Origin of the sequence: Bordetella sp. H567 (assembly GCF_001704295.1) — a bacterium.
GTDB lineage: Bacteria > Pseudomonadota > Gammaproteobacteria > Burkholderiales > Burkholderiaceae_B > Bordetella_C.
Genome location: NZ_CP012334.1, coordinates 2,930,672 through 2,954,252, shown reverse-complemented (window position 1 = coordinate 2,954,252; position 23,581 = coordinate 2,930,672). Strand labels below are relative to the sequence as shown.

Below are 23,581 nucleotides of genomic sequence, written 5' to 3'. Positions count from 1 at the left end.
ACAAATAACAATCGCCCGTTTGGGCGATGCACGGCACGCTATGCGAGTGGCCGCCGGGCGGTCCGAAGGTGCGAAAATAGGCCAGCTCAACGATCCGAACCAGAAAAGGTAGGCAGATGTCCCCAGTGAAAGGCGCCGGCGCGGCCGGCGGCAGCAAACCGCCGCCGCTGCAGCCCATAGACCGCGAAACCCTGTGGGATCGCGCCTATGCGGCATTGCGCGAAGCCCTGTTGACGGGCCGCTACGAGCCCGGCCACCGCATCCTGCTGCGCGACGTGGCGGCGGAACTGGGCATCAGCCTGACGCCGGTGCGCGATGCGGTAAACCACCTGGTGGCCGAGCGCATTCTGCGCCGCGGCACGGGCGGCCAGGGTGGCGGCGCGGTCGTTCCCGAAGTGGATGGCGGGCAGCTACGGCAACTGCTGATCATGCGGGCTGAACTGGAAGGGCGCGCGGCGTACGAGGCGGCCGCGCATGCCACCGCGGACGACATCGCGATCCTGCGCGGCCTGCTGGCCGACATGAAGCGGCTGATCGACGTGGAAGGGCACCAGGGCTACCTGGATGTCCACCGCCGTTTCCATTTCCACATCTACGCCTTGAGCGGCATGGACATCATCGAGGACGCCATCGAGACGCTGTGGCTGCGCTGCGGTCCGGTCCTGAACCTGGTGCTGCCGGAGTACGTGCCTTACCTGAAGCAGATGGACTACCACGCCGAAGCCGTGGAGGCCCTGGCCCGCAACGACGCCGACGGCACGGCGCGCGCCATCCGTTGCGACATCCTGGAAGCGGGGCGCTATATCCAGGCGCTGCTGCAGCGCGGGCAGGCCTGAAAGGCCGCTGGTACCTCATTGCGGCCGGTATCCGGTTCCGGCCGATACTTATCCCGTTTACGGGCCGCCTGGCGGGCCGCGCGGCTCAGCCCTTCGTCGCCGTATTGCGTACTTCGTCGCGCATGGCCTGCACGAAATCCGTCAGCGCCGGCTGCGTGTCCTCCTTGCGCCAGACCGTCCCGACCGGTCCGAAGCTGAAGGTCATCGGCAGGCGCACGACCGCGCCCAACTCCTGCAGCTTGCTCGCCATGGTCCCGGAACATACCGAGACATAGCGGGTGCTGCGCAGCACGATCAGCGCCGTCATGATCGAGGCCGTTTCCACGGCGGGCCGTACGCCGGCGCCCCCCTGTTCCAGCAGCTTCGCATCCAGCTGCATCCGCATCAGCGTATTGGGCGGCGGCATGATCCACGGGTAGTCGAGCAAATCCGGCCACGCGGCGGCCCGGCGGGCGGCCAAGGGGTGGTCATGGCCGACGATCACGGCGACGTCGTCGTCGAACAGGATCTCCTGCGCCAGGTCGGGGCGGTATGTCCGCGCATCGATGGAGCCCACGATCAGGTCCAGCTGCCGCTTTTCCAGGCCGTCCAGCAGGTCGTCCAGCTTACCCTCGGACATCCGAATCGAAACGCCGGGGTTATGCGTTTGAAAGGTGCAGATCGCGCCGGCACAAGGTGCGCGACGCCAGCCGTGACGCTGCCGATATGCAGCCGTGCCGACGCGCCTTGTCGTATCGAACTGAACTCGTCGTGCGTCCGGTTCAGGTCGCCCAGCACCCGCATGGCCAGGCCGCGCAGGGCTTCGCCGGCCGGCGTCAGCTGCAATTGGCGTCCGCGCAGCACCAGCCGCGTCCCGGCGATGCTCTCCAGGTCGGTCAGCCAGTGCGAGACGGCGGACTGGGTCATGTGCATGCGCGCCGCCGCATCGGATAGCGTGCGCGAACTGTTCAGGATCAGGAATCCTTCCAGGTGCCGCATCTTCAGCCGGCTGATCCAGGTCCGTACTGGCGTGGCCTCGGTCATGAAGGTTTACTCATATAAAGGTGTCCGGATTTCACTAGCCAAGAGATGGTTCGTTCCCAATAATCGCGGGTTCCGCGGGGAAAACTAGCTATATGGTACTTCGAGGCAAGGAAATCAAAGAATGAAGGTTTCTTCAAAGATCAAGGTGTTGTTGGGCGCCATGGCCGTGGCCGCGGCCTCGCTGGCGCATGCGGACAACTGGCCCGCGCGGCCGCTGAAGCTGATCGTGTCGCAGGGCGCCGGCGGCAGTACGGACACGATTGCCCGGACGTGGGCCGAATACGTGGGCCGCGCCATCGGCCAGCCCATCGTGGTGGAGAACCGGCCCGGCGCGGGCGGCATCATCGCCGCGCAGGCGGTCCTGGCGCAGCCGGCCGACGGCTACACGCTGTTCCTGGCGGGCGTTTCGCAAATGGTGCTGAACAAGTTCGTCTACAAGCCCCTGGCCTACGATCCCGACAAGGACTTCGTCGGCGTGGCGACCATGAGCGTCGTGCCCTTCGTTTTGGTCGCCAACCCGGCGACCGGTTTCAAATCCTTCGGTGACTTGAAAAGCGCCGCGCTGGCCAAGCCCGAGCGCCTGAACTTCGCGTCGTCGGGGCGCGGCAACTCCACGCACCTGGTGGTGGAGCTGCTGCAGAAGCAGTCCGGCATCCGCATGTCCCACATCCCCTACCGCGGCGAGACGGACGGCGTGGTCGCGACGGCCTCCGGCAATACCGAGATCATGGCGCCGACGCTGAGCACCGCGCTGCCGCTCATCAAGAGCGGCAAGCTGGTTCCGCTGCTGCTGCTATCCAAGCAGCGCAATCCCGACCTGCCCGACCTGCCCACGGCCAAGGAACTGGGCATGGAGGGGTTCGACGACATCGGTTGGGCGGGCATCGCCGCCAAGTCGGGCACGCCGCCGGAGGTACTGGCAAAGCTGCATGCGGCCACCAACGCTTTCCTGGACGACCCCGCCACGGTGGCCAAGTTCCAGTCCATGCAGACGGAAGTGTTGAAGAGCGACCAGGGCGCGTTGATGCGCTACACGGCGCGCGATACCATCAAGTGGCGCGACGCCATCGGAAACCTGGAATTGAGCCCGAACTGAGGGGTGGACCCGGTATGAGCAAGAAAGCAATGGTGGCATGCCCACAGCCGGAAGCCGCCGAATCCGGCATCGAGATCCTGCGGGCCGGTGGCAATGCCGTCGATGCCGCCGTGGCATGCGCACTGGCGCAGACAGTGGTGGACCCCTTGATGTGCGGCATCGCCGGCTTCGGCACGGGCGCCGTCTATATGGCCGGCCGGGGCGTCCACGAATATATCGACTTCCATGCCCCGGCGCCGCTGGCGGCGAAGGACGATATGTGGGCGCATCTGCTGGAAGGCGAGGCGCGCGACGGGTTCGGCTTCAGCATCGCGGGGCGCCTGAACGACATAGGCGCGCAGGCTATCGCCGTCCCGGGCACGCTGCGCGGCCTGGAAGCCATGCATCGCGCCCATGGCCGGCTGCCTTGGCGTGACGTGGTCCAGCCTGCGATAGCCTGGGCCCGCGACGGCTTTTTCGTGCGCCCGGCCATGTACGCGTTCTGGATCGACGAGCCGCACATGGGCCGCGCCAGCAATCGGGAACGGCTGGCATGGAGCGAGGACGGGCGCCGCCTGTACTGCCGTCCGGATGGCTCGCCCAAAACCATCGGCACGCCGCTGGCAAACCCGGACTACGCGGCGACGCTGCAAATCATTGCCGCGGATGGCGCCGACGCTTTCTATGCCGGCCAGTTGGCGGAGCGCATGCTGGCGCATCTGCAGGGACAGGGCGCATTGATCTCGCGCGAGGACCTCGCCAATTACCGGCCCACGCTCAATGCGCCGCTGGTCGGGACGTACCGGGACCGCCGCATCACGACGAACCAGCCACCGGGCGGTGGCGCGATGCTGATCGAGATGCTGAACATCCTGGAGCACTTCGATCTGGCCGGGCTAGGGCACAACAGTCCCGAATACATCCGGGTGGTATGCGAGGCCATGAAGCGCGCGACCGCCGATAAGGACCGTCATATCGGCGACCCGAAGTTCGTCGATGTGCCGCTGGACCGCCTGCTGTCCAAGGACTATGCAAGACAGGCGGCGGATGCGATCCGCGCCGGCGAAAAAGTACGCATCGAGCGCATCGACAGCGCCGTGGTCGTTCCGCGCGACACGACACATTTGTCGGTCGTCGACGGCGACGGGAATTGCGTGTCCCTGACCCACTCGCTGGCCATGCCGTCGGGGGTCATCGCGCCGGGGCTGGGCTTCATGTTCAACGGCTGCATGGGCGTATTCGATCCGCGGCCGGGCCGGGCGGGCAGCATCGCGCCGGGGAAGAGCCGGTTCACCTCGTCGTGCCCCACCATCGTTTTTCGCGAGGGCAAGCCGGAGATCGTGGTGGGCGCGCCCGGCGGCACGCAGATCGCCATGGGCGTCGTGCAGAGCCTGTTGAACGTCATCGACTTCGGCCATCCGATGCAGACCGCGGTGTCCTTGCCGCGGTTCTCTTCCACCAGCAACGCGATCGACATCAGCAATCGCATTCCACGGTCGGTGGAGCGTGCGCTCGCGGGGCAAGGCTACGACGTGATCCGGAATCCGTTCGGCTACACCATCGCATGGGTGCACGCCATACGGATGGTCGACGGGCAGCTGCAAGGCGGCGCCGACCCGGGACGGGACGGCGTGGCCTACGAGACGATCCTGGAAGCCTGAGACGCGCCAAGCGCCCGGGGACGGCTACGTCCGCCTTCCAAGACCGCGCGATGTCCGCCGCCTTGGACGGCTACGCCTCATCCAGCAGCCGCGCCGCCCGCAGTGTCGGCGCGGCGCCGGCGCGGTGATACCCCACCACGCTGTTGACGCTGGCGTGTCCCGTCATCGCCATGACTTCGGCCAGCGGCACGCCCTGGCGTCCCGCCTCGGTGACGAAACCCGCCCGCAAGCTGTGGGCGGCATAGCGCTCCTGCAGGCCGGCCAGCGCGCAGCGCTGCTTGACGATGCGGCGCACGGTTTCGCCGCTGAGTCCTTCCTCGCCCACCACGCCGCCGCGCCGCACGCGGCGAAATAGCGGTCCGCTGGCGATGCCCGCCACGCGCAGCCAGGCATCCAGTGCTTGCGCCGCGCGTCCCACCACGGGCTTGTACATGTCCGCGTGTTCCGCGCCGTCCTGGTGGGTCTTGGACCGGCGCAGGATGTAGACATAGCCTTCCGGCGCGGGATGCAGGTGCTCCACGCGCGCGGTGACGACTTCGGACCGCCGCCGTCCACCGCTGGCCCAGGCAAAAAGCAGCAGCGCCCGGTCGCGCAGGCCGATCAGCGAGTCATCGCAGGTGGCCAGCAGCTGTTCCAGCGGTTCGCGGGTCAGCGCGGGCTTCTTCGCGGCCCGCACCCCGCGCCTGGCGTAGGCAGCGCGCGTGCGGGCCAGCAGCGTTTGCACGGCGCGGCTGCGGCAAGGGTTGGGCAGGTCGCGCGTGCGATGGGCTTCGGATAGCACCGCCAGGCGGTGCTGCACCGTCGACAAGGCCAGCGGCCCGGGTCGGGCCTTGACGCCCAGTGCCACGAGCGAGGCGTCCACGTCCGGTGGCAGCCCATGCGCCAACCCGGCGTCCGTGGCGTGCTGCACGTGATCCGTGATGAACAGGACGACCGCCCGTACGGGCATCGGTAACGAGAAGGGCGCGCGCAGCCGCTGTTCGTGCCAGGCGGCCAGGTAGCGCACTGCCGCGCGATAGGACGCCACCGTATGCGGCGAGGCGCCTTCGCCCAGCAGCGCGCGCGCCGCCTGCGCGCTTGCGCCGGCCTCTTCCCAATCGAAATCGGCTGGGCGTGCCTGGGGGTTGTTTACCAGTGCGTCGGCGTCCATGCCTGCCGCGCCGCTTGTCGGCGCGTCGGTTTGCGGGATGGCCAAACCCCTCTCTCGGGCTCGTCTAGGTTGCATGGGTTGGACGCCGATGGACTGAAGCGGCAGGTATCTTACCGCCTGCCCCGTCCGATGTTCCGCAGCCGGGGATCCGGATCTAGCGCTCCAGTTTTACGTCGATCACCGGCGACGGTGCAGCACCGGTAAGCTGGTCCTCGCTCAGCAGCGAGATCACCACGCCCAGGTCGTCGATGAATGCCATGATCCGCGTCGGTTCTTTCGGGCTGCCGCGGCAGACAAGGCCGGTGGCCTGGCCCGGCAAGGCGGGATGGATCCTGTTCGCCTCGAATTTGCCGCGGACTTCGCAATGGAATTTGTCCCGCACCGGTTTGTCCTCCGGCTTCGGGGGCCTTGCTTGAGACTCCCGGCTCACATCCAGGGCTGCGCCCGGCGTCAGCGCCGCGGGCAGCGTCAGGTCCAGTTTCGTCGTGACGGTGACGCGCCCGTCGGAACCGCCATTCACCCGCGCCTTCAACTGCACGATATCGGCCAGTTGCAATCGCTGGACGCTGAACAGACCGCCATAATCCTCAAGCACTTCCACAAGGCCATCCGGCCGAGCCACTACCTTGACGGTATAGGTATTTGCCTGTTTGCCGTTGCGGGGCAGCATACGCACGGTGTAGCTCAACATGCGGAACTTCGGCTTCCACAGTTCCTTTCCGTGGATGGCCTGACGCACGGCTTCCAGCGCGGTCGCGGACGGCTCCGTCGTCTCGAACAGATCGGCGCGAAGGGATTCCGGATACTCGTTCTTTGGAATATCCGGGCGCGCTTCGGCCAGGAGTTCCGGCGTAATGCTCCCTTGCAAGGAACAGAGCAGGGATACCGATTGCCCGTCCTTTGCCGGCTCGATCAACAGCACGCGTTCCGTGCGGCCCGGGCCAGGCACCTTGCCATGGGTTGCCGGTACGGGGAACCAGGGCGAATTGGCGACTCTCACATCGGTACGCGCATAGGCGTCATCGTCCTTTCTCAGGCGGTTGCCATCCTTTACGAGGGGTATGAGCGCCTTCAATGTTTCATCGACACCGCCCCGTATCGTAAAACCCCAGAAAATGAACTTGCCCATCGAATCGAGATCGGCATATTGGTCGACATAACCCGTCAGCGACAAGGGGCCAACCTGGATGGGTTGCGCGAAAGTGATCCGGTTGCCGTTATCGTCGTTGCGGTCAGGTACCTTGATGCCGCTGGTATCGCCCGTGTTCCGCAGCGGCGCGGACGACCACGCGGCGGCCTCCTGCCGCAATGCGCGAAAGAAACCGCCGTCGCACGCGGTAAAGGCGGCCAGCGTCGATATGGAAGCCTGGGCCCAAGCCGCGTTCGCATAAAAGCCGGTGAAAACAGCGAGGGCCGTAGCGGCCAGGACGGGGAGGCTGAGCGTCTTGAATGTCATTGTGGATGGATTCAGGGTGAAGGCTATGCAGGATCGTGCGCAGGCGAACGTGCTGTGCATGCCGCCCCGCGCGTCGACAGTCCTGAGCCTTTGTACAAGCCTGGCCCATATTCCGATCCGAAAAAAAGGATCGCAATGGGAAATGTATTTAACGTTTTGGCGTCGCGCATGACGCTCGTCGGCCATCGCGGGCGACGCATCGACGGCATTGCCGCGGGCTGATACCCACCTTGCCGCGCGAGGGCGGCATGCGCCGCCCTATGTTGCCGACTGGCTCAGGCGGCTGACGAGATAGCCGCGCGCTGCCTCGATATCCGGTTCAACGCCCAGACCCGGCGCCTCCGGCAGGCTGACCACCCCTTCGCGCGGACGCAGGCAATCGCCGGCGAAAAGATCCCTCAGTGGATTGGGATTGGCGTCGACCTCGGCGTAGCCCGGGCCGCCCACGGCTGCCTTCAGCTGCAGCGAGGCCGCCTGGCCGATACCGCCGCCCAGCCAATGCGGGCAGAAGATGCGTCCTTGTTGCACGGCGCGTCGCCCGACGCTCACGCAGCCGCTGAAGCCGCCCCATTTGCCCAGGTCCGGCTGGATCACGGCCAGCGCGCCGGCGGCGATGGCGGCATCGAAGGCCGCGTGGCCGCGCAGGTTCTCGCCGCCCGCCAAGGGGATGGGGCTGGCCGCCGCCAGGCGCCGCCAGTCGCCGTGATCGTGGTCGGCGGGAATCGGCTCTTCCAGCCAAAGGGGATTCAGGTCGGCCAGGCGCCGGCTCATGTCAGCCGCTTCTTCCGGCGTCCAGGCCTGGTTGGCGTCCACCATCAAGGGCGTGTCCGTGCCGAACTGGTCGCGCAAGGCCGCCAGGTTGGCCATATCGCGTGCAGCGCCAAAGCCCACCTTCAGCTTGAAGGCGCGATAGCCTTCGGCATGCTTGGCGGCGGCCAGTTCGCCCGGCTGCGTGGGATTCAGGCCGGATGCGTAGACGCCGACCTGCCGGCCGCCACCCAGCAGGCGCCAAAGCGGCTGCTTCAGCCGGCGCGCCGCCAGATCCCACAGCGCGATGTCCAGCGCCGCGATGGCCTGCGCCACGGTGCCCGGCTCGCCGGTCTGGATGGCGAGCACCCGCAAACGCCGCGTCAATTCCTCGAAGGCCTGGGTGGGATGGTCCCAGGCGCGTCCCAGCAACAGGGGCGCGGCGCAGCTGTCCAGCACCCGCGCGCGATGTTCGGCGCCCACGGCCGGGAAGTTGCACCACACCTCGCCCCATCCATGCGCGCCCCCGGTATCCTCCACGCGCACCAGGACCGCCGGCCGGTCCAGCATGATGCCGAAGGAAGTCTGCACCGGCTGTTCGATCGGCGCGCGAAACACCAGGGTTTCGATCTTTGCAAGCTGGAAGGGCGTCGAGCCGGGCAGGGGATGCATGTGTATCGCCTTTGTCTAGGGACCGGAAACAGGAGAGGACGCGTGCGTCGGCCGGCTGTCGGGGCGCTAACCGGCCAGCACGTGATGCGCGCCTTTTTCCCCGATCATGATGGAAGCGGCATTGGTGTTGGCCGACACCATGTCCGGCATGACGGAAGCATCGATCACCCGCAGGCGCTGGACCCCGCGCACGCGCAGCGAGGGGTCGACCACCGACGCCGCATCCTCGCCCATGCGGCAGGTGCCGACGGGATGGAACACCGTGCCGCCCACCTGCCGCGCGAAATCGATAATTTCCGCGCGGGTGCGCAGCGCCGAGCCGGGCAGGACTTCGGCCTCGACCAGATCGGCGAAGGCCGGCTGCCGGTAGATGTCGCGCAGCATCTCCACGCCGGCGGCCAGGGTGTCGCGGTCGATGGGCTCGCACAGGTAGCGCGTCTCGATGCAGGGCGGCGCCACGGGGTCGGCGGACCGTATCCGCAGCCGTCCGCGCGACGTCGGCCGGCACTGGCAGGCGGACGCCGTGAAGCCGGGGTAGTCATGCAGCGGGGTGCCGGGCTTGTCGACCGACAGCGGCATCACATTGAACTGCATGTCGGCGCGGCCATCGCGCGCGTACTGCGTGCTGGCGAAACCGCCCACCTGGCCGGCGCCCACCGTCAAGGGACCGGACCGCTTGAACAGCCATTCCAGCCCCATGCTGGCCAGGTGGTAGGGATGCCGCACCTGGTTGTTCAGCGACATCTTCTTCTTCAGGCGCACGATGGTCCGCGCCTGGTAATGGTCCTTCAGGTTCTCGCCGACCTCCGGCGCATCGACGATCACCGGTATGCCCAGTTCCCGCAGCAGGCCGGCCGGGCCAATGCCGGACAACTGCAGCAGTTGCGGCGACTGTATCGCCCCCGCGCTCAGGATGACCTCCCGCTCGGCCCGCGTACGATGGACGGTGCCGTCGCGCGTCCATTCGACCCCCACGGCGCTCCCGCCTTCGAACAGGATGCGGCTGGCGTGGGCCTGCGTGATCACGGTCAGGTTGGGGCGTGCCGCCACGGGCCGCAGGAAGGCCACCGCCGCGCTGGAGCGCCATCCGTTGCGTATCGTGAGCTGATAGGCGCCCACGCCATAGTCGGTGGCGCCATTGAAGTCCGGGTTGTAGGGCAGGCCGAACTGCTGTCCGGCCTGGACCCAGGCATCGCAGTAGGGATGGTCGTTCTTCAGGTTGGAAACGCCCAGCTCGCCGTCGGCCCCGTGGTATTCGCTGGCCCCCCCCTCGTAGCGCTCGGAGCGCTTGAAGAACGGCAGCACGGAGCGGTAGTTCCAGCCCTGCGCCCCCAGGCGTTCCCAGTCGTCGTAATCCTGGTGCTGGCCGCGGATGTAGAGCAGGCCGTTGATGGAACTGGAACCGCCCAGCACCCGTCCACGCGGCCAGACGATGCCGCGGCCGGCCGTGCCTTCGCAGGGCTCCGTCTCGAACAGCCGCGAGAACCGCTCGTCGTAGATGGTGCGGAAGTAACCCACCGGCAGATGCAGCCAGAAGTTGCGGTTGGGTCCGCCGGCCTCCAGCACCAGCACCTTGACCGCCGGATCGCGGGACAGCCGGTTGGCCAGCACGCAGCCGGCCGAGCCGGCGCCCACGATGATGTAGTCGTACGTGCTTCCTGCAGGCGGCGAGGCAGTCGTGCTCATGCCTTCACCGTTTCCAGGTAGAGCTTGGGATCGAAGTATTGCGATGCCGGCACCGCGTTCGGGATGCTGGCGAAGTCCACGAAGAAATCCGTGACCTGCTGCAGCCACTTGGTGACCGTGCCGTCCTGGTACAGCTTGACCCATTGGCCGGACGTGAACATTTTCTGCGCCTTGTACTGCTCCTTGATGTCCGCCAGCGGGACGTTGGCGTAGTACTTCTTCTGCAGCAGGTCCAGCGCCTCGTCGGGATGCGCGACCAGGTAGTCGTTGGCCTGGACCCAGGTCTGGATGATGCGCGTCAGCACGTCCTTGCTGTTCGCATAGAAGTCGTTGCGCGCGGCCCAACCGCCGACGATGGCGGCGTCCGGGTAATAGGCCGAGGCATCCACCAGCATTTTGGCGCTCGGCACGCGGCTGCGCACGGCGATGTTGAACGGCACCCATAGCGCGACGGCCGGGACGGCCTTGGAAATGAAGGCCGAGGTCGCGTCCTGCATGCGCTGGTTGACGATCTGCACGTCCTTCTTGGGATCGATGCCGTTGGCACGCAGCGCCTTGTCCAGGAACACATGCGCGGTCGTGCCCGTGGTCGTGGAAATCTTCTTGCCTCTGAGGTCGGCCAGGCTGTTCACCCCCATGTCCGGGTGCACCCAGAGCTGGGCGGTGGCGAATTCCACATCGTTGATCAGGAACACCTTGCCCTGGCCGCGGGCGGGAAAGTTGGACATCACCGCGCCCGTGCTCAGGACATCGATGCTGCCGCCGCTCATGGCCTGGAACAGCTCCAGTCCGGTCTGGAACTGGATGAATTCCGGATCCAGGCCGGACTTCTTCCACAGGCCCATGTTGTCGGCCAGCCAGAGCTGCCCGTCCACCGCAAGCGTATGCAGGTAGCCGACCTTGATCTTGCGCGCGGGCTGCGCGAACACCCCGGGGCTGCCGATCGCGGCCGCGGCACCGGCGGCCAGCTGGATAAAGGCGCGTCTTTTCATCGTTGTCTCCTGGTGGTTCTACGTTGTGCGCTACTGGGTGTTGGCCGCGGGGCGGCCCTGGGCTTCCTGCGCCGCGTACTCGCGCATGACCGAATCATGGATTCTTGCCCGCAGGGCATTGAACTCGGGCGTTTCCTGCAGGCTGCGATGGCGCGGATAGGGAAAGGGAATGTCGACGACCTCGCGTATGCGCGACGGGCGTGCGGAGATCACCAGCACTTTGTTGGAGAGGTACACGGCTTCTTCCACCGAATGCGTGATCAGCAGCACGCTCTTGCCTTCGGCATGCAGCACCTCCAAAAGCAAATCATGCATGGCGCTGCGGGTCTGCGCGTCCAGGGCGCCGAAGGGTTCGTCCATCAGCACGAATTCCGGGTGCACGGCATAGGTGCGCGCCAGCGCCAGCCGCTGGCGCATCCCGCCCGACAGCGTCTTGGGATACGCCTTGCGGAAATCCGCCAGGCCCATCAGCCGCAGGTAGCGCTCGACGATCTCCTTTTTCTCGGCGGCGCCTAGCTTGGCGTTGTGCTTCAGGTTCAGGCCGAAGGCGATGTTCTGTTCAACCGTCAGCCAGGGGAAGACCCCGTATTCCTGGAACATCACGCCGCGGTCTGGCCCGGGGCCCTCGATGGCACGCCCGTCCAGCGTCACGCCGCCGCGCGTCGGCTTGATGAAACCGGCGGCCATGTTCATCAAGGTCGTCTTGCCGCAGCCGGACGGGCCGACCAGGGACACGAAATCGCCCTGGTTCACGGAAAACGACATGTCGCGCACGACTTCCAGCATGCCGTACGGCGTGCGGAAGTCCATGGATACGTGGTCGAAGCGTATGCGTTCCTGTCCGGTGGCGGTCATGTCAAACTTCCTTGGCGTCGCGCGCGACCCGCCCCGCATGAAACGGGTATCGCCAGATCGGGGACGCCGCGGAGCCGGCTTTGCCGGTCCGCGTGCGTCGCCCCCTTGAGGGGGAAGCGCGCAGCGCTTCGGGGGTGGGGCTTCATTTCAGTTCTCCGTCTTGTCTTGCCAGCTGACCAGGCGGCGCGACAGCGCGCGCAGGGCCAGGTCCATCAGCAACGCCAGTGCGCCGATGCAGATGATGCCCAGGTAGATCGTGCGCAGGTCGAAAAACGCCGACGCGTTCTGGATCATCGCGCCCAGGCCCTGCTGGGCGGCGACCAGCTCGGACGCCACCAGCGTGGCCCAGGCCACGCCCAGCGCGACGCGCAGCGCCGTCAACATGTGCGGCACGGCCATGGGCACCATGACCTTCAGGAATATCTCCATGTCGGTGGCGCCCAGTGTGCGCGCCACGCGGATGTACACGGGGCTGATCTGCGTCATGCCCTCATACATCACGATCACCGCCGCGAAGAAGGACGCATAGAACAGGATGGCGATCTTGGCCAGTTCGCCGATGCCCAGGTAGACGATGACCAGGGGAATGAGCGCGATGGGGGGCAGGGCGCGGAAGAAGTTGATCAGCGGGTCGACGAAGCGCCGCACCGGCGCGTACCAGCCGATCATGAAGCCGACCGGCACGGCCGCCAGCATGCCCAGCAACAGGCCCGCCAGGACGCGCTGCACGGACATCAGGATGTTCATCAACAGCTCGCCCTGCGTGAGCCGCGTCCAGAACGTTTCCAGTACCTCCAGCGGGGAGGGCAGCAACGTGGGGTTGATCAGTCCCGTGGTGCGCAGCGCCGTCCATACGGCGATCAGGATGACGAACGGAAGTAGGGCCCAGCCGATACCGCTGACCGTGCGGGTACTGCTTCTTGCCATGGCTAGTCTCCCTTGGCGTGTTGTCGTATTCGTGGGCCCTGGCCGTCGATGCCATAGCGACAGGCCGCCCTTGCTTGTTTGCCGATCCGGGTTGCCGGATGTTCGTCCACCGCGTCGTCGTGTCTCCGGAGTCAGGCCGATGGCCGCACCTTGCGGCGTCGGCGGGCGTCCGTCATCAGGTCGGTTTCGATCTGGATCATCTGGGCGGGGTATTGGATATGGGCGTAATAGATGATGCGATCGTCCTCGTCGACCAGTGCCCGGCAGACATCCGCGATCGGGTCGCTGACGCCGATGTCCAGGTGGCCGGCGGTGTCTTCGTCGCTGACGGTGATGCGCATGATCTGTCGCGCGCCGGCGATGGCGATATCGGTCCGCGCCGCGAGCTGAGGCACCACCGTTGCATTGCTGAAGGCCTGCGGATCGGAGTCGAAGATCACCTTGTCCAGGTAGATATCGATCAGGCAGTACGGCACATCGTCGTGGTAGTGCACCCGCCGCAGCCGGTGATAGGCCGGCCCCACCTTGCCGAAGGGAAAGGCCGGCACCAGGCGGTGCTGCGCCGGCTCGATGTGCAGCAGGCGGATCTTCAGGTTGGCGACGGTATCGACGAGTTCCTCGAAGGTATTGGGCAGCTTGAACCAGCGCTGCGATGAAAGATCCTTGGCCACAAAGGTACCGAGCCCGCGCGTACGCCGCACGATTCCCGACTCCTCCAGTTGATTCAGTGCCGCCCGCAGGGTAATGCGCGACACCTCGTATTCCTTTTCCAGCTCATCGAGGGTGGGAATCTGCGAGCCGTATGCCCATTGCTGGCTCTCGATCTTCTGACGCATCAGGCTGGCCACCTGCAGATAGAGCGGGACGCGGCTTCGGCGCAGCACCGATGGAGTAGCGCGCTTCTTCATAAAGTTATGTTTTAAAGCACAATAGGGCAAAATTTAAGCCGCCCGTCTAGGGGCGGCAACCGTGGTTTTCCCTGAGCGCGGCAGGCCGGCTTGCCGTCGCCTCGTCTCGCCAGGCCTCGTCTTCGCCGTCTCCTCCGTTCCCGGCATACCCAGCCTACACGGGTTTGCGGGGGGCCTGGAGCCCGTCGACCACGGTTCGGCCGAACAGAATGGCGGCATGTATGGCTTCGCCCGGGCTGATGACGAAGGCTCCGTCCGCGAACCGCGGTACCTCGTAGCTGTCACCCGACGCGGCCGCCGAGGACGCAATGCCGACGTTGATCGTGGCCGCGAACTTAGCCGGACCGTTGACCGCGGACCGCGCGATCTTGGCGCTAAGCCGATAGCCTTTATAGACTGTGTTGTTCTGAAGCATGTGACGCCTCGCCAGGTTGATTTAGACCGCTGGCACCGCACGGTGCCAGCGGTCGAACACAAAAAAGCCCTCCGTCGGAGGGCTTTATTTCAGTATTCGGACGTTCGTTGCTTGCGGTCCCTTGGCGCCTTGTTCGGGCGTGTAGCTGACGCGCTGGTTCTCGGCGAGTGTCTGTTCGCCGTTGATTGCCGATATGTGTACGAAAACGTCCTTGCCGCCGTCTTCAGGGGTGATGAAACCAAAGCCCTTTTCGGCGTTGAACCATTTGACCGTGCCTGTTTGCATGGCGCTCTCCTTGAAACGGAAGGAATATCCCTTCGCACCAAGATAATCAAGGAGAGGACTTGTCAGCTCTAGCGTAGCGGTCTAAGAACGACGCAAAATCGCGGTACTTGAAGATCTTCTTTCCACTATGGGCGGCACTGGCGCAGGTGTCAACACAATAGTCGAAACAATAATTCCGGGTCCCTGTCGCGGCCGGGGCACAGGCCGCGAGCGTGCATTCCTCCGTGCCGGAGCTCCAAGTAAGAAGAAGAAACCATCCGTGCGCCATCCAGCGGGATGGTGCTAGGATGGTGTCATGCCATCAAAACTCACCCCCGCCCGGCCCTACAAGGTCCCCGACTCGGAAAAGATCACGATCAATCTGGGATTCGTGGACCTCGGGCAAATCGATCTTCTGGTGTCGGAAGGCTTTTATGCCAACCGCACCGATTTCATCCGCACAGCTATTCGCAACCAGATCGCGACGCATGGCGATGCCGTGAAGCAGGCGGTCGCGCGCAAGCTGCTGGTGCTCGGCCTGCAGCGCTTCTCCGTCGCCGATCTCGAAGCCGCCCGCGCCGCGGGCCACAGGCTGCAAATCCGGGTGCTGGGGCTTGCCAGCATCGCTGACGACGTAACGCCCGAGTTGGCGCTTGCAACCATCGAATCCATCACCGTGCTCGGCGCGCTCCACGCAAGCCATGCCGTGAAGGCCGCATTGGCCGAACGAATTACCAACCTATGAGAGAAGCCATGAACGAATTATTCGGGCGCATGATGGCCAAGGCCACCGCACTTACCCGCAACGGCCAGCTGGGCGAGGCGACACTCGCCATCCAACGCGCCCTGCGAGGCGTTCAGCCGGGGGCGAGTACCTTTACCCCCGCCACCCCTGCCACCACTGCCGCGCCTTCGCTGGCCCCCGAGCATGCCGGCGGCCATGCGAAAGACGCCATGGTGCTCGACGGCTACGCCCGTGTCATCGACATCACGGACGTTACGCCCGCCGTTGACACCGAGTCGCCGCCCGAAGTCGATGTGCCGCAGGAGGAACGCTGGATCGACGGCAGTTTCGGGCACCAGGGCCGCAAACTTGCCTACAAGCTCTTCCTGCCGCCCTGCGCGGCAGGTGTCGCGGCCGACCCGCGGCCCATGGTGGTCATGCTGCACGGTTGCACGCAGGACGCGGCCGATTTTGCCGCGGGCACGCGCATGCATGCGCTGGCCCGCGATCTTGGCGTAGTCGTGCTGTATCCGGAGCAGGGCCGGCATGCCAACCCGCAGAGATGCTGGAACTGGTTCAAGCCGCAACACCAGCAGCGCGGTCGCGGCGAGCCTGCCATATTGGCGGCCCTGGTTCATGCAATCGCCGCCGAGCATCAGGTGGATCCCGATCGCGTATTCATTGCCGGCCTTTCCGCAGGCGGCGCCATGGCCGAAATCGTGGGGCGCTGCTATCCGGACGTGTTTGCCGCGGTAGGGGTGCATTCCGGATTGCCGGCCGGTTCGGCAAAAGACGTCGCCACGGCGCTTGCCGTCATGCGTAGCGGAAACGCCGGGGCAAGCGCAGCCGCCGTCACGGGCGCTGTGCCACCGACGATCGTCTTTCATGGCGACGCGGACGCCATTGTCCATGCGAACAACGGCGCCGCCATCATCGATGCAGCGCGCAGGGCAAACGGGCTGGATGCGTCCGGCGTCCCGCCGGCGCGGGAGGCCGAGGGGCGAACGCCCACGGGGCAGTCTTACACGCGGACGGTTTACAGCGACGCGGATGGGCGCGCCGCGGCCGAATATTGGCAACTGCATGGCGCGGGCCACGCATGGTCGGGCGGCGATGCGCGGGGCAGCTATACCGACCCGTCCGGCGTCGATGCCAGCGCCGAAATGCTCAGGTTCTTCCTGGCGCATCCCCGACGCCGGCGCTAGGAGAAAATGGCGGTTCGCTACGTGCCGGTGGTGCCGCATGCCGCGCGGCCGGATACCCTGGGCCGCGCCGGCGCGATGTCGGTAGAGCGGGGTTTATGACAGGTCTTGGCCCGTGGCTTCCCGCGCCAGGTCCCGCACGGCGGCGGACATGGCCGCGACCGTGGCGCCGGTTGCGGCGCCGGCCCCGTGCCGCTCCGCGAGGAATTCGGGGGCGTTGTAGGAAAGCCAGGTTCGTCCCGCCTCGTCTTCCCAGATCAGCGCCTTCAGCGGCAGGTCGATTCCCAGCGTCTGCCTCTCCTGCATGAGCAGCGTGCCCGCCTTAGGGTTGCCGAAGATGAAAACCTCGGTGGGACGCAGCGTCAGCCCCACGGCATGCGCCGCGGCGGCGTGGTCCACGCGGGCAAAAAGCTGCATGCCCCGCTTTTGCAAGGCGGCAGTAAAGGCGCTCGTCGTCTTCGCGGTGTCGTACTTGCTCGGTACCGTGAGCAATCCTGCAGGCGTCATGGGCGATTCATTGGAGGAGCTGGTCATGTTGCTGGACCTCGTAGGGGCGATTCGGTTCTCTAGAGAGCCAAGATACAGTAGTTTGTTCTGCACTTGCCCACAATAACCGGAAGCGAGCGGCAAACCGCAAGCTTGGTGCTAAATTGCCATCCCTCGGGGCACCGGAAAAAGGAGGACGCGTGTTCACAAGGCGTATCGCCGCCGTTACGGCGCTCGTGGTGCTGGCCGCGCTTCAGGGGTGTTCATCGTTCGACGCCACCCAGGCCGCGTACAACGCTTCATGGAAGGACCAGAAAGCGGGCCTGATCAAGCAGGTGCTGGCCCCCACGGGTACCCTGCGTGTCGCGGTGTACCGGGGCAGCCCGACCTCGTTCGTCCAGCCCGATCCCAAGGCGCCGCCCCGGGGAGTGGGTTACCAGCTGGGCGAGGCTTTCGCCAGGCAACTGGGCGTTCCGTTCGAGCCCAAGGTCTTCGCGAACAACGCCCAGGCCTTGCAGGCGGTGGCGGCGCACCAGGCGGACTTTACCTTCACGAACGCCACGCCGGAGAGGGCGCGTCAGATGGATTTTTCGCAGCCTGTCCTGGACGTGGAGAAGGGCGTGCTGGTGCTCGCCAATTCGCGCCTGCGGGCGCTCAATGACGTGAAAAAACCCGGTGTCAGGATCGGAGTCAGCGTGGGAAGTTCCACCGGCGCCGAGTTCAGGCCCATCTATCCCACCGCGAAACTGGTGCCGGTTGAAACGCTGGCCGACGCCATCGAGATGCTGCGCACCTACAAGATCGACGGCTTCGCGACCAACAAGGCCATTCTGTTCGAAATGAGCGACAAGCTGCCCGGTTCACGGGTGCTGCCCGGACATTGGGGCATGGAACATTTTGCCATCGCCCTCCCGTTCGGCCGCGACGCGGCACAGGATTGGGTCGGGGACTTCGTGCGGCAGGCGGTCGCTGGAGGGCAAGTCAGTGCCGCCGCCAAGCGCGTGAATCTGCGGGGCACCGCCCCAGCGGAATAACGGTGTCTAGGCGCGCAAGCGCCTGGCGCGCGGGCGCTGCACGCGTACGCGTGAAGCAATTGCTATAAAATAAGGCTTGTCAAAATGCAATAACGGCCCGCGCCGACGCAACGTGCAGAATCGTACGCGCAAACCGGCCGACGCGGCCGCGGCCGGTCGGCCAGAGACCATACCTTCGCGTTCCGCCGCCAAAGCGGATATCGGGCCGCCGGGCGCCTCTTCCACCTTGTTCGTCAATTCCGTGGACAAGGCCATGCGGGTGCTGACGGTATTCGACGATAAGCATTCGCGGCTGTCGCTGTCGCAGATCGCCGCCCTGGCGGACCTGGACTTGAGCGCGGCGCAGCGGTTCACCTTCACGCTGACGGCACTGCGTTACCTCGTCAAGGATCCCTTCACCAAGACGTACAGCCTGTCGCCGCGCCTGCTGGACTTTGCCTTTCATTACCTGGCGTCCAACGACCTGCTCAATCGCGCCACGCCCTACCTGCGGCAACTCAGCCAGGAAACCGAGGAGACCTGCAATATCACCGTCCTGGACGGCACGGATATCGTCTTCACCCTGCGCATGGTCAGCCCGCACGTGCTCACGCCCCACGTCATCACGGGCAGCCGGCTGCCGGCCTACTGTACGGCACCAGGGCTGGCCATTCTTTCCAGATTGCCCGAGAACCACGTGCGGGACATCCTGGAAAACTCCGATCTGGTGCAGCATACGCCCCATACGGTGGTGGACCGGCGCGGTATCGCCAAGCGGCTTGCCGCCTTCCGCAAGCAAGGGTATTCGCATACAGAAGGCGAGTACTACATCGGCGATATCTCGACGGCCGCCGCCATCGTGGATGCGCACGGCCATCCGGTCGGCGCCGTCAACGTCGCTGTCTCACGGACACGCTGGCGCGGCGCCAAGGACGAACAACGCATCGCCGATCTGGTGATTGCCGCCGCCGCCGCGATCTCCGGGCAATTCTGATCGATCCGCTTTGGGCGGCGGTGCCCGCCCGCTCAGGCGCCCGCATCGGGCACGGGCGCGGCTTACTGCGTGCCGTCGCGCTGGCGATCCCAGGCCGGTGCCGGGGAACGGGGCAAGGTGTGCTTGCGGATGCGCTCGCTAGGCGTCAGCTCGAAGCGATTCACCGCCGCGTAATAGCGCGGCCATTGGTAGGAGGCCAGGCGTTCGCCCAGCCAGCGGCTCAGGTCCTCGAAAGGGCGGGCCTGGCCATCGCGCCACTGCACGTACAGCAGGATTTCCTGCTCGCCTATCTCCGATGCCACGCCGATGGCCGCCGCGGCCGCCACGTCCGGGTGGGTGGACGCCACGCGTTCGACCTCCCAGGCCGACACGTTCTCGCCGCGTATCCGCATGCTGTCGCTGCGCCGGCCCACGAAGTAGAGGTGCCCGTCGGCGTCGGCGCGCGCGATGTCGCCGGTATGCAGCTTGCCGTCGCGCAAGGCTTGCGCCGTCGCCTCGGGATTGTCCAGGTAGCCGGAGAAAAACGTGCCCGGGATGGCCGAGGAGACTACGATCTGCCCCAGCTCGCCGGCCGCCACGGGCCGGCCGTCATCGTCCTGCAGTTCCACGGTCAGCCAGGGCAGGGCCTTGCCTATGGAACCGGCACGGTCATCGGTATTGACGGTGGCAAAGCTCGATCCTTCCGTCATGCCGTAGCATTCCCGCAGCGCGATGCCGAGTCGATCCCGCACCGCGGTCCAGTTCTGCTTGGCCACGCCCGCGCCCCAGCCGAGCCTGATGGGGTGCGAGCGCGGCTGTGCCGAGGCAGGCAGCCGCATCAGGATGTCCAGGATGCCGCCCAGGTAGTGCACTTGGGTGCATCGTCCCTGCTCGATCTGGGACCAGAAGCGGCTCGCGGAAAATCTTGGCACGGCGCACAGCATCGCCCGCGCGAGAAAGGGCACCAGCAGCATCTGGGCGCCGCCGATATGGCATAGCGGCTCCCACAGGAACAGGCGGTCGCCGTCGCGCACGTCGGCGACGATGAGCGCCGATTCGGCGGCGATGCGCATCATGCGGTGGGTGAACAGCACGCCCTTGGGCGCACCGGTCGTGCCGGAGGTGTAGATGATGCATAACTGGTCTTCCGGCCGCATGGGCGCGCATACCAGTTGCGCCGCCGGGTCCGGCGGCGCGCGCAGGATGGCATCGTCCGTCACGCGCGTGTCCGGCGCCGCCCGCGCCGCGGCGTGGACCAGCGGCAAGTACTCCGCGCCGGCAATGAACAGGGTGGGGCGGCAGTGCCGCGCCAGGTATTCGATGCCTGCCGTCTTCAGCCGCGTATTCACGGGCACCCACACCGCTCCCATCAGCATCAGCGCATAGATCAGCGCCATGTGTTCCGGACTGTTGTCCAGCATGACGGCGACGCGGTCGCCGGCGCGTATGCCTTGCGCGGCGAGTGCCGCCTGCACGCCGGCCACGCTGGCGCGCACGCGCGGGGCTGGCCAATCGTCACCCTCGAACGAGAACAACGGGTGCTGGCTCGGCTCGTGCAGGCCATGCCGCAGTACAGGGACGACATCGAGTTCATCGTCCGGCAGCCGAGAGGGAAAGAACCGCGTATAGGAATGCATGCGCTCAGGACTTGGGGTCGCGTCTAAGGAGGTAAAGCAGCAGCATGGCCAGCGCGATGGCCGCCACGAGCACGAAGGAAACCGCCGCCAGGGTGGGATTGGCCGACAGCAGCATGTCGTCCCACATCTGTTTGGGCAGGGTGGTCTTCAACCCGCCGCTGACGAAGATGGCGATCGTGAGTTCGTCGAAGGAAACCAGGAAGGCGAACAGGAAGGCGGCCATCAATGCGGGTTTGAGCAGCGGCAGCATGACGGTGGTCAGCCGCTTGATGGGCGGCGCGCCCAGCGTGTACGCTGCATCGACCAGTCGCCAGTCGAAGTTCTTCAGCGCGGCGGCCAGGGTCACCACCACATAGGGAATGGCCAGCACCATGTGGCCGATGACCAGCCCGGCGTTGGTGCCGGCCAGGCCGATGCGGGAAAACAGATAGAAAAGGCCCACCGCCGTGACGATGCGCGGCACGATCAAGGGCGCGATCAGAAAGGCGAAGGTGGCCTTGGCGGCGCCGGGAGACAGGCGAACCAGGGCCAGCGCCGCGCCGAAGCCCAGCACCAGCGAACCGAAGGCGGTGGCGGTCGCGACGCCCAGGGAGCGCAGCAGGGCCGCTTGCCAGATCGGCGAGGAAAAGAAGCCCTCCAGCCAGCGCAGGCTGAATCCCTGGGGTGGAAAAGACAGGAAGGACGCGTCGGTGAAGGCGATGGGCAGGATGATCGCGACGGGCAGCAGCAACAGCAGCATGGCCAGCCAGGCGTACACGCTCAGCCCGGTCATGCGCCGGGTGTCTGCTCCCACGGGGCCCGCGGGGGCAACGCGGGCAAGACGCCAGGGCAAGGTCGCAAGGCGATCCACCGTCCTGCCCGTCACGACCAGCACGCGAATGAAGCGCGACGTGCCGGGCGGGCGCGCGGTCTCGCCGCCGCCCAGGGTGGACAGGCCGACCAGCTTGTCATAAAGCAGGAACACCACCAGGGCACACACCAGCAGCACCGCCGACAGCGCGCCGGCGAAATGGACGTTGAACAGCTCCAGGATGCTGGAGATCACCAGCTGCGCCACCATCGTCTGCGCCGGCGTGCCGAGCAGTGCGGGTACGATGAAAAACCCCAGGGTGGTGATGAAGACCAGCAGCCCGGCCGCGGCCACGCCCGGCATGGACAGCGGCAGGTAGATCGTGAAGAAGGACTCGATGCGCGTCGCCCCCAGCGTCTCCGCGGCCAAGGTCAGGCGGTCGCCGATGCCCTGCATGATGGGCAGCATCGTCATGACGGCAAGTGGCAGCATGCCGTGGATCATGCCCACGAGCACGCCGCCCAGCGAGGGCGCCAGCGCCGAGGGGTTCTCGTTCAGGCCCGACCATGCCAGGAAGGTGCCGATCACGCCGGTGCGCGACAGCAGCAGGATCCACGCAAAGGTCTTCACCAGCCAACTGGTCCAGAAGGGAATCAGCAGCCAGAGCAGCCATCGGATGCGCGCGCGGTCCCCCAGGCGGCTGAGGAAATAGGCGATGGGATAGCCGATCACCACGCATCCCACGGCGGTGAGCAGCGAAATCAGGAATGTGTTGCCCAGCACGCGCGCATAGACCGCGTTGCCGACCAGGCGCCCGAACTGGTCCAGGCCGACGTGTCCGCCGGGACCGGTCACCGCATTGATCAGGATTTGCGCCACGGGCAAGCAGAAGAACAGCGCCAGGAACAGCAGTGCGGGCAGCGCGCCGCCCGCCCCGGACAGGCGCATGGCGCGCGCCATGGCGGTTCGGCGCAGGGGCTTCGCGCCCGTCAGTTCATCCGTCTGCGTGCTCATGCGGCGGTTCTTCCCTGTGGGCAGCCGCTAGCGCTGCAGCAGCACGGCATCGCGCGGGTTCCAGGTCACGCCGACGGGATCGCCGGGGGCCGGGGCGGCGTCGCGCGGACTGCGGACCAGGAACTCGAAGCCGCAGCCCGGATCGACATGGACGCGGATATCGGCGCCCGTGAAGACGACCTGCGATACGGTGCCGCGCAGCAAGGCTCGGTCGGGCGCGCACAGGCGCGCCGTTTCCGGGCGCACGAGCAGCGCGGCCGTGCCGTCGGTGGCGCCGTCGTAGGGCGGCAGGGGCAGGGCGCGGTCCTTCCACGCCAGTTCGTCGCCGTCCAGCCGGCCCTCCAGGATGTTGGAATGCCCCAGGAAGTTGGCGGCGAAACGCGAGACCGGGCGGTCATAGAGTTCCAGCGGCGTGCCCAGCTGTTCGATCCTGGCACGGTTCATCAGGCAAATGCGGTCCGACATCGTCAGCGCTTCTTCCTGGTCGTGCGTGACGTAGATGAAGGTTGCCTTCAGCTCTCTATGCAGGCGCCGGATCTCCAGCTGCATGTGCTCGCGCAGTTTCTTGTCCAGCGCGCCCAGCGGCTCGTCCAGCAGCACCACGGCCGGCCGGTACACGAAGCAGCGCGCCAGCGCCACGCGCTGTTGCTGGCCGCCCGACAGCTCGTGCGGATAGCGCTCGCCGTATTCCTGCATCTGCACCATCGCCAGCACCTGCGCCACGTCGTCGGCGATACGCCTGGCCGGCACGCGGCGCATGCGCAGCGGATAGGCGACGTTCTCCGCGACCGTCAGGTGGGGAAACAACGCATAGCTCTGGAATACCAGCCCGATGCCGCGTTCGCTGGCCGGCATGCGGGTCGCGTCCCTGCCGTCGATGTGCAGGCTGCCTTCGGTGGGCGCGACCAGTCCCGCGATCATCTGCAACAGCGTGGTCTTGCCCGAGCCGGACGGGCCGAGCAGCGTCAGGAATTCGCCGCTTTCCACGCGCAGGTCGGTGGGGGCCAGCGCCAGCGTCTGGCCATAGCGCTTGGACAAGCCCCGGGTTTCCAGCTTTACCGTCATGGTCCGACCC

At 66.2% G+C, this 23,581-nt stretch carries 23 protein-coding genes; 7 read left to right on the top strand and 16 right to left on the bottom strand.

Annotated elements, in window-relative coordinates; translation table 11 throughout:
- Positions 1-116: 116 nt before the first annotated feature.
- Positions 117-836: a GntR family transcriptional regulator gene (locus AKI39_RS13295; protein ID WP_066636665.1), complete on the top strand. Its 720-nt coding sequence runs from the start codon at positions 117-119 to the stop codon at positions 834-836.
- 85 nt (positions 837-921) lie between these two features.
- Here AKI39_RS13295 and AKI39_RS26060 read toward each other — a convergent pair whose 3' ends face one another.
- Together AKI39_RS26060 and AKI39_RS26055 are read right to left on the bottom strand one after the other, a co-directional pair.
- Positions 922-1,455, bottom strand: a complete 534-nt coding sequence (locus AKI39_RS26060; RefSeq protein WP_235610641.1) for a LysR substrate-binding domain-containing protein — start codon at positions 1,453-1,455, stop codon at positions 922-924.
- Positions 1,395-1,859 (bottom strand): LysR family transcriptional regulator, encoded by a 465-nt coding sequence (locus AKI39_RS26055; protein ID WP_235610639.1) that lies wholly within the window; start codon positions 1,857-1,859, stop codon positions 1,395-1,397. The genes AKI39_RS26060 and AKI39_RS26055 overlap by 61 nt, the downstream gene beginning before the upstream one ends.
- 121 nt (positions 1,860-1,980) lie before the next feature.
- Here AKI39_RS26055 and AKI39_RS13285 point away from each other — a divergent pair, with 121 nt between their 5' ends.
- Together AKI39_RS13285 and ggt are read left to right on the top strand one after the other, a co-directional pair.
- On the top strand, positions 1,981-2,955 hold the full coding sequence (locus AKI39_RS13285) for a Bug family tripartite tricarboxylate transporter substrate binding protein (RefSeq protein WP_066636659.1): 975 nt from the start codon (positions 1,981-1,983) through the stop codon (positions 2,953-2,955).
- A gap of 14 nt (positions 2,956-2,969) precedes the next feature.
- Positions 2,970-4,595: a gamma-glutamyltransferase gene (ggt, locus tag AKI39_RS13280; RefSeq protein WP_066636657.1), complete on the top strand. Its 1,626-nt coding sequence runs from the start codon at positions 2,970-2,972 to the stop codon at positions 4,593-4,595.
- A 70-nt stretch (positions 4,596-4,665) separates the two neighbouring features.
- Here ggt and AKI39_RS13275 read toward each other — a convergent pair whose 3' ends face one another.
- The 10 genes from AKI39_RS13275 to AKI39_RS13230 form a co-directional block, all read right to left on the bottom strand.
- On the bottom strand, positions 4,666-5,745 hold the full coding sequence (locus tag AKI39_RS13275) for a site-specific integrase (protein WP_201258503.1): 1,080 nt from the start codon (positions 5,743-5,745) through the stop codon (positions 4,666-4,668).
- 154 nt (positions 5,746-5,899) lie between these two features.
- Positions 5,900-7,201 (bottom strand): hypothetical protein, encoded by a 1,302-nt coding sequence (locus AKI39_RS13270; RefSeq protein ID WP_066636655.1) that lies wholly within the window; start codon positions 7,199-7,201, stop codon positions 5,900-5,902.
- Positions 7,202-7,459: 258 nt separating this feature from the next.
- Positions 7,460-8,620, bottom strand: a complete 1,161-nt coding sequence (locus AKI39_RS13265) for a mandelate racemase/muconate lactonizing enzyme family protein (protein ID WP_066636652.1) — start codon at positions 8,618-8,620, stop codon at positions 7,460-7,462.
- A 66-nt stretch (positions 8,621-8,686) separates the two neighbouring features.
- The gene (locus AKI39_RS13260; protein ID WP_066636648.1) at positions 8,687-10,306 is read right to left on the bottom strand and encodes a GMC family oxidoreductase; all 1,620 of its coding nucleotides are present in this window, start codon (positions 10,304-10,306) and stop codon (positions 8,687-8,689) included.
- A complete protein-coding gene (locus AKI39_RS13255; RefSeq protein ID WP_066636644.1) occupies positions 10,303-11,298 on the bottom strand; it encodes an ABC transporter substrate-binding protein in 996 nt (331 codons plus the stop codon). The genes AKI39_RS13260 and AKI39_RS13255 overlap by 4 nt, the downstream gene beginning before the upstream one ends.
- A gap of 30 nt (positions 11,299-11,328) precedes the next feature.
- On the bottom strand, positions 11,329-12,153 hold the full coding sequence (locus AKI39_RS13250; RefSeq protein WP_066636641.1) for an ABC transporter ATP-binding protein: 825 nt from the start codon (positions 12,151-12,153) through the stop codon (positions 11,329-11,331).
- Positions 12,154-12,300: 147 nt separating this feature from the next.
- Positions 12,301-13,080 (bottom strand): ABC transporter permease, encoded by a 780-nt coding sequence (locus AKI39_RS13245; protein ID WP_066636637.1) that lies wholly within the window; start codon positions 13,078-13,080, stop codon positions 12,301-12,303.
- A 131-nt stretch (positions 13,081-13,211) separates the two neighbouring features.
- Complete coding sequence (locus tag AKI39_RS13240; RefSeq protein ID WP_083228832.1) at positions 13,212-13,988, bottom strand: GntR family transcriptional regulator; 777 nt, start codon at positions 13,986-13,988, stop codon at positions 13,212-13,214.
- A gap of 154 nt (positions 13,989-14,142) precedes the next feature.
- The gene (locus AKI39_RS13235) at positions 14,143-14,403 is read right to left on the bottom strand and encodes a hypothetical protein (RefSeq protein WP_066636633.1); all 261 of its coding nucleotides are present in this window, start codon (positions 14,401-14,403) and stop codon (positions 14,143-14,145) included.
- Positions 14,404-14,487: 84 nt separating this feature from the next.
- Positions 14,488-14,688: a cold-shock protein gene (locus tag AKI39_RS13230; RefSeq protein ID WP_066636630.1), complete on the bottom strand. Its 201-nt coding sequence runs from the start codon at positions 14,686-14,688 to the stop codon at positions 14,488-14,490.
- A 295-nt stretch (positions 14,689-14,983) separates the two neighbouring features.
- Here AKI39_RS13230 and AKI39_RS13225 point away from each other — a divergent pair, with 295 nt between their 5' ends.
- Positions 14,984-15,412 (top strand): CopG family transcriptional regulator, encoded by a 429-nt coding sequence (locus AKI39_RS13225; RefSeq protein ID WP_066636627.1) that lies wholly within the window; start codon positions 14,984-14,986, stop codon positions 15,410-15,412.
- Between the two features lie 8 nt (positions 15,413-15,420).
- Positions 15,421-16,596 (top strand): extracellular catalytic domain type 1 short-chain-length polyhydroxyalkanoate depolymerase, encoded by a 1,176-nt coding sequence (locus AKI39_RS13220; protein ID WP_066636625.1) that lies wholly within the window; start codon positions 15,421-15,423, stop codon positions 16,594-16,596.
- 93 nt (positions 16,597-16,689) lie between these two features.
- Here the strand turns inward: AKI39_RS13220 and AKI39_RS13215 are convergent, their stop codons facing one another.
- Entirely contained in the window at positions 16,690-17,127 is a 438-nt protein-coding gene (locus AKI39_RS13215) for a DUF302 domain-containing protein (RefSeq protein ID WP_201258502.1), read from the bottom strand.
- Between the two features lie 152 nt (positions 17,128-17,279).
- On the opposite strand from AKI39_RS13215, the gene AKI39_RS13210 reads away from it, so the two are divergent.
- Together AKI39_RS13210 and AKI39_RS13205 are read left to right on the top strand one after the other, a co-directional pair.
- Entirely contained in the window at positions 17,280-18,113 is an 834-nt protein-coding gene (locus AKI39_RS13210) for a transporter substrate-binding domain-containing protein (RefSeq protein WP_066636619.1), read from the top strand.
- A 112-nt stretch (positions 18,114-18,225) separates the two neighbouring features.
- A complete protein-coding gene (locus AKI39_RS13205; RefSeq protein WP_443101995.1) occupies positions 18,226-19,086 on the top strand; it encodes an IclR family transcriptional regulator in 861 nt (286 codons plus the stop codon).
- Between the two features lie 62 nt (positions 19,087-19,148).
- On the opposite strand, the gene AKI39_RS13200 is transcribed toward AKI39_RS13205, so the two are convergent.
- The 3 genes from AKI39_RS13200 to AKI39_RS13190 are packed head-to-tail and all read right to left on the bottom strand — an operon-like array spanning position 19,149 to position 23,571.
- On the bottom strand, positions 19,149-20,702 hold the full coding sequence (locus AKI39_RS13200; protein ID WP_066636617.1) for an AMP-binding protein: 1,554 nt from the start codon (positions 20,700-20,702) through the stop codon (positions 19,149-19,151).
- 4 nt (positions 20,703-20,706) lie between these two features.
- Positions 20,707-22,506 (bottom strand): ABC transporter permease subunit, encoded by a 1,800-nt coding sequence (locus AKI39_RS13195; RefSeq protein WP_066636613.1) that lies wholly within the window; start codon positions 22,504-22,506, stop codon positions 20,707-20,709.
- A gap of 27 nt (positions 22,507-22,533) precedes the next feature.
- Positions 22,534-23,571 carry an ABC transporter ATP-binding protein gene (locus tag AKI39_RS13190; protein WP_066636610.1) on the bottom strand — a complete coding sequence of 346 codons (1,038 nt, stop codon included), beginning with the start codon at positions 23,569-23,571 and terminating at the stop codon, positions 22,534-22,536.
- Between the last annotated feature and the right edge of the window lie 10 nt (positions 23,572-23,581).

What these genes read in the sequence shown, in the direction of transcription:
- AKI39_RS13295 (WP_066636665.1), top strand. Translation starts at nt 117, where the DNA reads ATGTCCCCAGTGAAAGGCGCCGGCGCGGCCGGCGGCAGCAAACCGCCG.
- AKI39_RS26060 (WP_235610641.1), bottom strand. Translation starts at nt 1,455, where the DNA reads ATGTCCGAGGGTAAGCTGGACGACCTGCTGGACGGCCTGGAAAAGCGG.
- AKI39_RS26055 (WP_235610639.1), bottom strand. Translation starts at nt 1,859, where the DNA reads ATGACCGAGGCCACGCCAGTACGGACCTGGATCAGCCGGCTGAAGATG.
- AKI39_RS13285 (WP_066636659.1), top strand. Translation starts at nt 1,981, where the DNA reads ATGAAGGTTTCTTCAAAGATCAAGGTGTTGTTGGGCGCCATGGCCGTG.
- ggt (WP_066636657.1), top strand. Translation starts at nt 2,970, where the DNA reads ATGAGCAAGAAAGCAATGGTGGCATGCCCACAGCCGGAAGCCGCCGAA.
- AKI39_RS13275 (WP_201258503.1), bottom strand. Translation starts at nt 5,745, where the DNA reads ATGGACGCCGACGCACTGGTAAACAACCCCCAGGCACGCCCAGCCGAT.
- AKI39_RS13270 (WP_066636655.1), bottom strand. Translation starts at nt 7,201, where the DNA reads ATGACATTCAAGACGCTCAGCCTCCCCGTCCTGGCCGCTACGGCCCTC.
- AKI39_RS13265 (WP_066636652.1), bottom strand. Translation starts at nt 8,620, where the DNA reads ATGCATCCCCTGCCCGGCTCGACGCCCTTCCAGCTTGCAAAGATCGAA.
- AKI39_RS13260 (WP_066636648.1), bottom strand. Translation starts at nt 10,306, where the DNA reads ATGAGCACGACTGCCTCGCCGCCTGCAGGAAGCACGTACGACTACATC.
- AKI39_RS13255 (WP_066636644.1), bottom strand. Translation starts at nt 11,298, where the DNA reads ATGAAAAGACGCGCCTTTATCCAGCTGGCCGCCGGTGCCGCGGCCGCG.
- AKI39_RS13250 (WP_066636641.1), bottom strand. Translation starts at nt 12,153, where the DNA reads ATGACCGCCACCGGACAGGAACGCATACGCTTCGACCACGTATCCATG.
- AKI39_RS13245 (WP_066636637.1), bottom strand. Translation starts at nt 13,080, where the DNA reads ATGGCAAGAAGCAGTACCCGCACGGTCAGCGGTATCGGCTGGGCCCTA.
- AKI39_RS13240 (WP_083228832.1), bottom strand. Translation starts at nt 13,988, where the DNA reads ATGAAGAAGCGCGCTACTCCATCGGTGCTGCGCCGAAGCCGCGTCCCG.
- AKI39_RS13235 (WP_066636633.1), bottom strand. Translation starts at nt 14,403, where the DNA reads ATGCTTCAGAACAACACAGTCTATAAAGGCTATCGGCTTAGCGCCAAG.
- AKI39_RS13230 (WP_066636630.1), bottom strand. Translation starts at nt 14,688, where the DNA reads ATGCAAACAGGCACGGTCAAATGGTTCAACGCCGAAAAGGGCTTTGGT.
- AKI39_RS13225 (WP_066636627.1), top strand. Translation starts at nt 14,984, where the DNA reads ATGCCATCAAAACTCACCCCCGCCCGGCCCTACAAGGTCCCCGACTCG.
- AKI39_RS13220 (WP_066636625.1), top strand. Translation starts at nt 15,421, where the DNA reads ATGAACGAATTATTCGGGCGCATGATGGCCAAGGCCACCGCACTTACC.
- AKI39_RS13215 (WP_201258502.1), bottom strand. Translation starts at nt 17,127, where the DNA reads ATGACCAGCTCCTCCAATGAATCGCCCATGACGCCTGCAGGATTGCTC.
- AKI39_RS13200 (WP_066636617.1), bottom strand. Translation starts at nt 20,702, where the DNA reads ATGCATTCCTATACGCGGTTCTTTCCCTCTCGGCTGCCGGACGATGAA.
- AKI39_RS13195 (WP_066636613.1), bottom strand. Translation starts at nt 22,506, where the DNA reads ATGAGCACGCAGACGGATGAACTGACGGGCGCGAAGCCCCTGCGCCGA.
- AKI39_RS13190 (WP_066636610.1), bottom strand. Translation starts at nt 23,571, where the DNA reads ATGACGGTAAAGCTGGAAACCCGGGGCTTGTCCAAGCGCTATGGCCAG.